Below are 9,314 nucleotides of genomic sequence, written 5' to 3' on the forward strand. Positions count from 1 at the left end.
GCCAGTCCGCGGCGACGACCAGGTCGAAGCGGTCGGCCTCGACGCCGCGTTCGAGCAGCGCCCGCGGCGCCGGGAACGGCCGAACGGGGGCGGACGCGGGCAGCAGGGACTTCTCCTTGCCCTGCTGGATGCGCTTGTGCCACTGGCGGAACGCGCTGTTGTACGCGAAGCGGTCGGGCGTCACCCAGGTGGCGGAGACGTCCCCGTCCGACAGGGAGCCCTCGCGCTGGCGCACGACGGTGAGGAAGTCGCCGTACATGAGGCGGACGCGGTGGCGGCCGAAGTGCCGCTGGATGCGGAGCTTGAACTCGGTGTCGCCGCTCTTGAGGACGGTGTCGTAGAAGCCGATGCGCTCGCGGACCGCCGCGGTCCGGTACATGATCGAGGTCGACCGCGGCTCGGTCAGGCGCAGGACCGGCGAGATCGCGGGTTCGAGGTCCGCGGTGCAGCGGATGCCCTCGGCGACGGTCATGACCAGGTCCGGTTCGGCCCGGAACGGGGCGATCTGCCGTTCGAGCCAGCGCGGGTGCGCCCAGTCGTCGGAGTCGAGCCCGGTCGTGTACGCGCCCGCGGCGACGCCCATGGCCCGGTTCCGGGCCCGGTACGTGCCGCCGTTGACGCGCTGGCGCAGCAGCCGCACCCGCTCGTCGAGCCCGGCGGCCTCCAGGAGGACGGCGTCGTACTCCGGTTCGGAGGCGTCGTCGACGAGCAGCAGCTCGAAGCGCCTCCAGGTCTGGCCGAGCACGGACTTCACCGCGGTCAGGAGCTCGGGTCCGGGCCGGAAGCAGGTCATGACGACCGAGACGAGCGGGCCGTCCTCGATCGCCTTCGCGCGCTTGGGGACGAGGCGGGCGAGGAGGTTGTCCTCGGGGCCGCTCTCGGCGAGTTCGAGGTCGCGCCAGCCGGCGAAGTCGAGGAACGCGGGGAGCCAGCGCCCGGTGTCGGCGGGACCGGCGGCGCGCAGGACGGCGTACTCGGCGGCCTTCCACCACGTCTTCGGCACGCGGCCGTAGGTGCGGCGCAGCGATTCGAGGAGCGCGGTGTCGCCGTGGAGGGCGGCGAGGCGCACGTGGGCGATCTGGTCGCGCTCGGGGACCGCGGCGCCGAGGATTCGCTGCGCGCGCGCGTACATGGCGAGGGCGGCGCGGTGGTCGCCGTCGTCGAGGGGCTGCGCGGCGAGCGCGTACGCGAGGTCGCAGTACGCGGCGAGGTTGAGTTCGGAGGCGTCGGCGGCGTCGAGCCCGGTGTAGCCGTCCGCGGAGCGCCGCCTGGGGGCGGCGAGGGCCGCGAGGAGCATCCGGCCGGTCCGCGAGCGGAACCGGAAGGCGTTGTCGAGCACGGCGCCGGAGCCGGAACGGCCTGCGACGTGCGGCAGCGCCGAGTCGAGGTACTCGGCAAGGGTGGCGGAGGCCATGCTCGTCCTGTTCCGATCGCAAGAGATTGCCCCCGGCCCGATGGCGGCTGGGGGCGCGGGAGGGGTGATACATGAATTTTACCCGCAACCACCAATCCGATTGCGACTGGTGAGGTGCGTTGTGCCCCCCGCGACCACCGGATTCGCATGAAAACGGCGCTTCGGTTTCAAGTGATGCGGAATTGGACGGGCTATGCGGGCGGGGCGTCCCCGCCGCGCTTGAGTACCAGGGTGCCGTGGTCGTGGCCGAGCGATTCGAGGGTGAACCCCTCCATCTCGTCGGCCCAGCGCTCGCCGATGGCGCGCTCGTCGGGGCGGCGGGTGTCGTCGAGGACGACGAGCGCGTCCTCGGCGAGGCGGTCGACGAGGAGGGGCACGGCGGGGTACCGGGCCTCGGGCCCGACCGACGCGGGCGGACCGTCCACGAGCAGGAGGTCGAAGGGGCCCTTCGGGATGCATTCGAGGTCGTACCAGCGCCAGGCGGTGTCGCCGACGCCGACGTCGGCGAGCGGCGCGTCGACGATCTCGGCCCAGTCGGCGAGGCCGCGCTCCTCGATGAGCTGCCGCGTGGCGGCGGCGAACCTCGGGTCGTGCTCCAGGGCGACGACGCGTCCTTCGCCGCGGGCCCGGAACGCGTAGGCCAGGATCACCGTCGAGGTGCCGGAGCCGCATTCGAGGACGCTGGAGCGGCCGAACTCGGCGACCTCGCGGTAGAGGTAGCGGGCGAGGTCGGCGCCGGCCGCCCAGCCGTGCATCGGCGGCAGGGCCCGGTCGGGCTCGATGTCGCGGTAGAGGGCGGTGAGGTCCTCGACCTCGGCGTAGACGATGCGGTTCCATTCGCGCACGAGGCGGCGGGTCATGCGCGGGATGGCCTCGACGTCCTCGCGGACCGCCGCGATCGCCGCGGTGACCCGCTCGGTCTTGTCGTCCTCGCGGACGAGGCGGCGGGTGTCGCCGGGGACCTGCCGGATGCGGGCGTACGTGGCGTCGATGCGCTCGGCGAGGTGGCGCTGCCCCTGCTCCTGGGACTCCTGGAGGCGCTTGACGCGCCGGGAGAGCACGGCGACCTTGTCGCCGAGGTTCGCGACGGCCGCGTGCCGCCGCCGCTCCTCGGCCTGGGCCCGGCGGGACTGGCGCCACAGGAGCAGTGCGGCCCCGGCCAGTGCGGTTGAGAACAGCGCGTACCCGGCGAGGGGCGCGCCTCCGAGGGCGTATCCGGCGGCGGCCGCGGCGGCGAGGGCCGCGATCCCGGCGAGGGCGGCGCGGATCCGGAAGCTCATGGTGATCGCCTAACTCGTGCTGAGGAGTGGTCGAGGGTGGTGCTTCCGCGGCCGCGGTCCGGGTCGGGCGCGGGGCCGCCGCCCGCCGGTCCGGCGTGCCTGCGAGCCGATCCTATCCAAGCACCCGAGGACTGCTCAGCCGAGTCCGACAGGGCCCGGCAGCGCCTCGCGGAGCCTGCTGGAGAGGTCGTCGTAGTAGTCCTCGACGTAGTGGAACGGGGCGAGGCCCCAGCGGTGGTCGGGCTCGGCGACGAGGAGCCCGGGGTCGGGTTCGACGCGGACGGCCCGGTCCCCGAGCGCGGATTCGAGGGTCGTGTAGGCCCGTTCGAGCCAGTGGTTGACGGCCCTGCCCCGCTCGGCCTCCGCGAGCGGGCGGCCCTCGACGTCCCGGACGGCCCAGTAGGCGCGGTGGACGACGACCGGCTGCTGCGGGAGCAGGGACGCGAGCCGCCGGCAGGCGGTGGCGAACGGGCCGTGCTCGGCGAGGTCGTGGTCCTCGGGGACCGGGGTGGTCCCCTTGCGCTTCGCCAGGCGCGTCCGCTTGAAGTAGCTCGACGCGGTCACGATGCCGGATCCGGTGCGCACCAGCGGGGAGCGCTCGTCGATCAGGTCGATGACCACGGGGTGGTCGAGGTCGGGGAGGACCTCCGCGGCGGTCTTGCGGTGGTCCTCCTCGATGACCCTGCGCTGGAACGCGGAGTCGAGGGCGACCTCGCCCGGGTCGATCGGGGTCGGCGCCGACACCAGGCTCTGGACCCTGGTGCGGGAGAAGAAGTGGACGGGCGGCGGCAGCGGATCTCGCCCGAGGTCGGCGGCGTCCCGGGTGACGCACGAGCCGACGAGCGAGTACGTCGGCGGTGCAACCGTCATCGGCGTGCGGCTCCTGTCAAGCACTGGTTCGTTTCGAGTCCAGTGGGATTGTATCCGCTCAGTGGGGCGCGTGATCCGGGCGCGGCTCCGCCCCGGTGCCGGGTGGGGCGGTTCAGACGCGCGCGTGCGCGGGAACGGTCAGCAGCGCGCGGATCTGCGCGGCGAGGTACTCGTGGTACTGGGGAACGAAGTGGAACGGCTCGTGGCCCCAGCGGTTGTACGGGTCGGGGACCCGCAGCTCCTGGGGCATCGAGACGACGGCCGCCCGCGGGCCGAGCGCGCGGATGAAGAGGTCGTAGGCGGGGAACAGCCAGGCGTTGTGCCGCTGGGACTCGGCGAGGCGCCCGACGGGGGAGCCGTCGGCCTCGTGCTCGGCCCAGAACGTCCGGTGCACGATGACCCGCTGGTCGGGACGCAGGAGCGCGGCGAAGCGGTGGCACGCCTCGGCGAAGGGGCCGTCGGCGCGCAGCTCGGTGTCCTCCTTGACCTTCCGCTGGCCGCTGCGGCCCAGGAAGTCCTTCTTGAACGCGCTGGTGGCGGTCACGATGCCGTGCCCGGTGTGGACCATGCGGAGCCGCTCGTCGCCGAGGTCGACCACCAGCGGGTGGTCGAGCCGCGGGAGCGCCTGCGCGGCGGTCTTGCGGTGCTCGTTGAGGATGACCCGCCGGTTGAAGGCGTTCTCGGTCGAGATCTCGGCCGGGTCGATCGGCGTCGGCGTCGAGACGACGCTCTGGATGCGGGTGCGCGAGAAGTACCGGACCGGCCTGCCCAGCGGGGCACGGCCGACGTCGGCGGCGTCCCGGGTGACGCAGGTGCCGAGGATCGAGTAGCGCAGTGGTTCGGGGGTCATGAGCCTGTCGCTTCCTGCCAAGGAAATATACGAGAGTCATTCATACGGGGCTCGGTCGACTATAACAGGCCCATCTCCCACCGACCGCCACGAACCCGGGCGATAGCGCTCAATTGGACAAAGTGGAGGATCTCAAGCGGACGTGCCGATCCGGTCAGTCCGCGGAACCCCACGACCCGTCGTCGGCGAGGACCGGTTCGTACCGCTCCAGCCAGTGCGCGAACAGGCTCGCCCAGTGCAGGACCCGCACGTGGGCCATCTTCACCCGGGCCGGGTCGAGGTCCGCCGGTTCGAGCAGGCGCGCCCGCGCCTCGGCCGTGAACAGCCCCGTGACGGTCGCCGAGGCGCGGATGCGGTCGGTGGCCGCCTTGAGCGCCGCCGCGCTCGCCTGGCGGCGCGCCTTCCACCGGACGCCTTCGGGCAGCGGGTCGTTCGTCGACGGCAGACCGGCGACCGCCGGGTCGGCGACCGCGAGCATGCGCCGGTAGAACCCGCCGCCGATCTTGTCCCCCAAGGGCACCCGCAACGCCGCCGCAAGGACCTCGGGGTGCAGGAACGGGAATTCGAGGGCGACCTCGGGCCCCATGAGCCACAGCGGCGCGGGGGCGATCGATTTGGCGGTCCGCGTGCGCAGGGTCGCGAGCGTCGCGGCCGAGTGGTGCCCGGCGAACCCGCCGGCCGCCGCCGTGAACCCGAGCAGGCTCCGCTCGGTGAAGGCGCCGAGCACCTCGGGCCGCAGCAGCGTGTTCGTGCGGAGCCGCCCGCCTTCGAGCTCCTCCCACATCAGCCGGACGCCTTCGCTCCCTTCCGGAACCGGCGCCGCGGGCGCGAGCAGCGCCTTGAAGAGCACGTCGCCCGCGAGGCCGTCGAGGACCGGCGCGCCCGCCCGGTGCAGCTCCCGGCACAGCGGCATGAGCCAGGTGTGGAGCGTGGTCTGGAAGGCGGTCCGCTCGCGGACCTCCGCGTAGTCCTCGGCCCAGGCGTCCTCGCCGGGGACGAGGACCTGCTGCCGGACGCCGAGCGCCTCGGCCACCGGCCCCGCGTAGTCCAGGTCGAGGTCGAGCCCGTCGTCGGGACTGGTCGTCCAGGCCCGCATCCGCCGGTTCCGCTTGGCGGCCAGGGAACCCAGCAGCCGCGAGTCCCAGCCGCCGCTGAGCGTGAGCACGGTCCGGCGCGGCGCCCGCAGCACCTGCGCGACCGCGTCCACCGCGTCGGCCGGGCCGAACCCGGGGTCGGGCTCGACCGAGGTCCACGACGGCTCGAACGACTCCAGGCGCAGCCGCCCGTCGTGCCACACCCAGGCCTCGGCCGCGCGCAGCCGCTTGACCTCTGCGAACGGGGTGGCGTCGCCGACGGGGCCGGTCAGCGCGAGCGTCGACGCCCAGGCGTCCCAGTCGACGTGCAGCTTCGAGTCGCCGAGGCCGAGCAGCGGTTCGATGCGGCCCGCGAAGTAGACGGCGCCGCCGATCCGGCGGTAGTAGAGGTCCTGCATGCCGAGCGCGTCCGTGTGGACCGCGACGGCGCCGTCGTCGCCGGTCTCGACGCCCGCCGCGAGCCTCGCCTCGGACGCCTCCCGCCAGGTGCGCGGCGGCGGGCCCTCGGCGAGCGCACCCCACCAGCGGCCCCGGCGGTCCCGGCCCCGCCAGGACGGGAGGCGGCCCGATCCGAGCAGCCGCAGGCGGTCGCCGTCGACGGCGGTCCTGACCCGCGCGGGCGCCTGCGCGGCGAGCTCGTCGAGGAGCGAGCGGTCCACGTCGCCGATCGCGCCGCACGCGAACGGGCGGGCCCGGAAGTCGAGGCGGTGTTCGGGCGGAGAGGTGTGCATGAAGGCGTCCCGGGTGAGGGTGGGGCCCGGCGTCAGAAGGGCGGCCGGTCGGCGGCGAATCTACCAGTCCCCGGGCACGGAAGCGGGCGGGGAGCCGAGGCTCCCCGCCCTGCTGCGAGTCCTTCGGGCCGGTGCTAGACCAGGCCCTTCTTCTCCAGGGCCGAGCAGGCCGTGTCGACGATCTTGCCGGTCACGAGGTAGGGGTCCATGTTCGCGTTGGGGCGGCGGTCTTCGAGGTAGCCCTTCTTGTCCTTCTCGACCTGCCACGGGATGCGGATCGAGGCGCCGCGGTTGGAGACGCCGTAGGAGAACTGGGTGTAGTGGGCGGTCTCGTGGGCGCCGGTGAGGCGGTCGGCGATGCCGTCGCCGTAGACGGCGATGTGCTCGGCGGCCTTCTCGCCCAGGGCCTCGCACGCGGCGATGATGGGCTCGTAGTCCTCGCGCATCGCCTTGGTGGAGAAGTTGGTGTGGCAGCCGGCGCCGTTCCAGTCGCCCTTGGCGGGCTTGGGGTCGATCGTCGCGGAGACGTTCCACTCCTCGGCGGTGCGGTACAGCAGCCAGCGGGCCAGCCACAGCGAGTCGGAGACTTCGAGGGCGGACGCGGGGCCGACCTGGAACTCCCACTGGCCGGGCATGACCTCGGCGTTGATGCCGGAGATCGGGAGGCCGGCGGCGAGGCAGTTGTCGAGGTGCTTCTCGACGATCTCGCGGCCGAAGATCTCGTCGGAGCCGACGCCGCAGTAGTAGCCGCCCTGGGGGGCCGGGAAGCCGCCCTCGGGGAAGCCGAGGGGGCGGTCGCCCACCATGAAGGTGTACTCCTGCTCGATGCCGAACCAGGACTCCTGGGCGGCGAACTTCTCGGCGATCTCGGCCGTGGCGGCGCGGGTGTTGGAGGGGTGCGGGGTGAAGTCGATGTCGAGGACCTCGCACAGGACCAGGATGTGCTCGCCGCCGCGGATCGGGTCCGGAACGACCTTGACCGGGCGCAGCACGCAGTCCGAGGTGTGGCCCTCGGCCTGGTTCGTGCTGGAGCCGTCGAAGCCCCAGATCGGCGGCTCTTCGCCGGCTCCGAGGATCTTGGTCTTGGAACGCAGCTTGGCCGTCGGCTCGGTGCCGTCGATCCAGATGTACTCGGCTTTGATGGCCATCAGGTGGGAGCCCTTCTTCATGACGCGGTCCAGCTCGGGGGCTCGGACCGGGCCGGAGGCATGCCCTGGGTCGAGCCGTGAGGCTGTGCTGCCACGCTCCCAAAAAGCAATTTCCCGCTCGTTGATCACTTGTAAACAGTGTGTTAACCGGTGCTGTGCGTGAGCAGTGAGGGGCTGTGAGTCCCTCTCGCCCTATTTAGGGAATAAAATCTGATTCACCCCGTATCCCCGGTTGGTCCGTTCTCGTTCATACAGGTGCGAGCGGCGAGACCGCTCGCGCTCAGGTTCAGGACGACGGGGGAGACGATGGGACGCATCGCGGAAGGCAGCGGGTACTCTCGCCGCCTCGGCGTGCTCCGGTTCCTCCTCGGCGCCGCGCTCACAGCATTCGGCTCCCTGCTATTGGGGGCCTTCGCAATGGCGACTTCCGCTTGGGCATCAGACGATTCCGCAGCATCGCAGGGCCTTGCCGCGATGACCGACCCCCTCTCCGCAGAGGTGTCCGACATGTCGCGCCTGGCCGCGCGACTGGTCCCGCAGAACCAGCAGGGACATCGGACGCCGGCGGGACAGGGGGAGGTCACGGGGCTGGTGTCGGGCCTTTCCGAGCCGATGGGATCACTGGTGGACGAGACGGACTCAGCCGTGCACCACATGCTGCCGGGCGGCTCCGAACCCGGCTTGCTCGACCTGGACGACAAGTCCGTCGGAGACGGCACCGCCGAAGTAGTGGCACCGCTGGTGGGAACCCTCGTGCAGGGAACGGCGTCCATTGCGGACCGCCCCGCCCCCGTGGTGTCCGGTGTCTATGAGACTGTCGCGCCCCCGACCGATCAGGTCGGCGACTGGGCGCGACTGGTGACCGATGGCCTGCGTCTCGGCGACGCGACGACGCCCGGGAGCGTCCTCGCCGCTGCCGCAGGACAGCCGAGCTTCACCACACTTGCGGCGAATTCCGACTCCAGCGAGGTGGCGGCGGCGCTCCGAGGAGCGCCCAGCGGCCGGCCGGCCGCCGCCTTCGAGTGCTCCGCAGCCGATCACGGCACGCGGGGGACGGGCCAGTCCGAGGTCGAAGAGGTGCGCGGCACGCCGCGCACCGCCGCAAAGCCGTGGGGACACCACGGCCCCGCGCTTCCCGACCTGAAGATCATCCCCGGTGGAGCCACTGGCTCGACCGCCGGTATCAGCGTCGACAGCGGCCACAACGCTGTCTGCGTCTCCCCGTCCGCCGGGGGGGAAGAGGTGTCACTCTCCCGCACGGTGATCGGGGAATTGGGGCGGCCGTTGGACCGCGCCGCCGAGCTGTCCGTCGCCCCAGACTAGGGCCGCCGCGCGTCGACGCGCGGGGAACGAAGTCCGCCTTCGCATCTCCCCACCGGCAGCGCCCGGGGCCACGGTCCCGGTCGCCCTCCGGCGCGCCGACGCGCGGCAGGCCGTCACCGCCGCCTCCGCAGGGGGCGACGGAAATCCGAAGTAAGCCGCCCGAACGGTCGGGCGCACAACCCAGAAGGAAACCGCAACTCATGCGCAAGGCTCTCACCGTTGCCGCCGTCGCCGCCGGCGCCGCCGCTCTCTCCGCCGCCCCCGCGATGGCCGGCGGCAACAACTCCGGCGTGACCGCCGGCCCCGTCAGCCTCGTCAACATCGACGCCTCCTCGGCGGCGCACTGGCAGATCTGCGGCCAGAACGTGCTGACCCAGTCCTTCGGCCAGGTCTGCGACAACCGCGACCACATCGGCGAGGGCCCGCAGTCCGGCGTCACCGCCGGCGACGTGTCCCTGGGCAACCTGGACATCTCGGACGCCGCCCACTGGCAGATCTGCGGCCAGAACGTCGGCGTCGCGCCGTCGCTCGACCAGCAGTGCCTGAACTACGACCACCTGAACGAGTAGGACTTCCCAGGCCGGGCCGGCCGCACGGCCGGCCC

Annotated in this window: 8 protein-coding genes; 2 read left to right on the forward strand and 6 right to left on the reverse strand. The window is 72.5% G+C overall.

What is annotated here, in order from left to right; all coding sequences use genetic code 11:
- The 6 genes from DI269_RS00070 to glnII all read right to left on the reverse strand — a co-directional run.
- A partial coding sequence (locus DI269_RS00070; protein ID WP_157974655.1) for a glycosyltransferase family 2 protein occupies window positions 1–1,414 on the reverse strand: 1,414 nt, incomplete at its 3' end.
- A 191-nt stretch (window positions 1,415–1,605) separates the two neighbouring features.
- Window positions 1,606–2,694, reverse strand: coding sequence for a class I SAM-dependent methyltransferase (locus DI269_RS00075; RefSeq protein WP_112133141.1), 1,089 nt, complete (start codon window positions 2,692–2,694; stop codon window positions 1,606–1,608).
- A gap of 135 nt (window positions 2,695–2,829) precedes the next feature.
- Window positions 2,830–3,564, reverse strand: coding sequence for a DUF6270 domain-containing protein (locus DI269_RS00080; RefSeq protein WP_112133142.1), 735 nt, complete (start codon window positions 3,562–3,564; stop codon window positions 2,830–2,832).
- 112 nt (window positions 3,565–3,676) lie between these two features.
- The gene (locus DI269_RS00085; protein ID WP_112133143.1) at window positions 3,677–4,414 is read right to left on the reverse strand and encodes a DUF6270 domain-containing protein; all 738 of its coding nucleotides are present in this window, start codon (window positions 4,412–4,414) and stop codon (window positions 3,677–3,679) included.
- A 154-nt stretch (window positions 4,415–4,568) separates the two neighbouring features.
- Complete coding sequence (locus tag DI269_RS00090; RefSeq protein ID WP_112133144.1) at window positions 4,569–6,239, reverse strand: asparagine synthase-related protein; 1,671 nt, start codon at window positions 6,237–6,239, stop codon at window positions 4,569–4,571.
- Between the two features lie 134 nt (window positions 6,240–6,373).
- Window positions 6,374–7,387 carry a glutamine synthetase gene (gene glnII / locus DI269_RS00095; protein WP_112133147.1) on the reverse strand — a complete coding sequence of 338 codons (1,014 nt, stop codon included), beginning with the start codon at window positions 7,385–7,387 and terminating at the stop codon, window positions 6,374–6,376.
- Between the two features lie 306 nt (window positions 7,388–7,693).
- Here glnII and DI269_RS00100 point away from each other — a divergent pair, with 306 nt between their 5' ends.
- Complete coding sequence (locus DI269_RS00100) at window positions 7,694–8,710, forward strand: hypothetical protein (protein ID WP_157974656.1); 1,017 nt, start codon at window positions 7,694–7,696, stop codon at window positions 8,708–8,710.
- Between the two features lie 200 nt (window positions 8,711–8,910).
- On the forward strand, window positions 8,911–9,279 hold the full coding sequence (locus tag DI269_RS00105; protein ID WP_112133146.1) for a hypothetical protein: 369 nt from the start codon (window positions 8,911–8,913) through the stop codon (window positions 9,277–9,279).
- The last annotated feature ends 35 nt before the right edge of the window (window positions 9,280–9,314 follow it).

The organism is Glycomyces dulcitolivorans, from assembly GCF_003265355.1.
GTDB classification, from domain to species: Bacteria; Actinomycetota; Actinomycetes; order Mycobacteriales; family Micromonosporaceae; genus Glycomyces; species Glycomyces dulcitolivorans.

Coding starts and splice junctions, on each gene's coding strand:
- DI269_RS00075 (WP_112133141.1), bottom strand. CDS start 2,694: ATGAGCTTCCGGATCCGCGCCGCCCTCGCCGGGATCGCGGCCCTCGCC.
- DI269_RS00080 (WP_112133142.1), bottom strand. CDS start 3,564: ATGACGGTTGCACCGCCGACGTACTCGCTCGTCGGCTCGTGCGTCACC.
- DI269_RS00085 (WP_112133143.1), bottom strand. CDS start 4,414: ATGACCCCCGAACCACTGCGCTACTCGATCCTCGGCACCTGCGTCACC.
- DI269_RS00090 (WP_112133144.1), bottom strand. CDS start 6,239: ATGCACACCTCTCCGCCCGAACACCGCCTCGACTTCCGGGCCCGCCCG.
- glnII (WP_112133147.1), bottom strand. CDS start 7,387: ATGGCCATCAAAGCCGAGTACATCTGGATCGACGGCACCGAGCCGACG.
- DI269_RS00100 (WP_157974656.1), top strand. CDS start 7,694: ATGGGACGCATCGCGGAAGGCAGCGGGTACTCTCGCCGCCTCGGCGTG.
- DI269_RS00105 (WP_112133146.1), top strand. CDS start 8,911: ATGCGCAAGGCTCTCACCGTTGCCGCCGTCGCCGCCGGCGCCGCCGCT.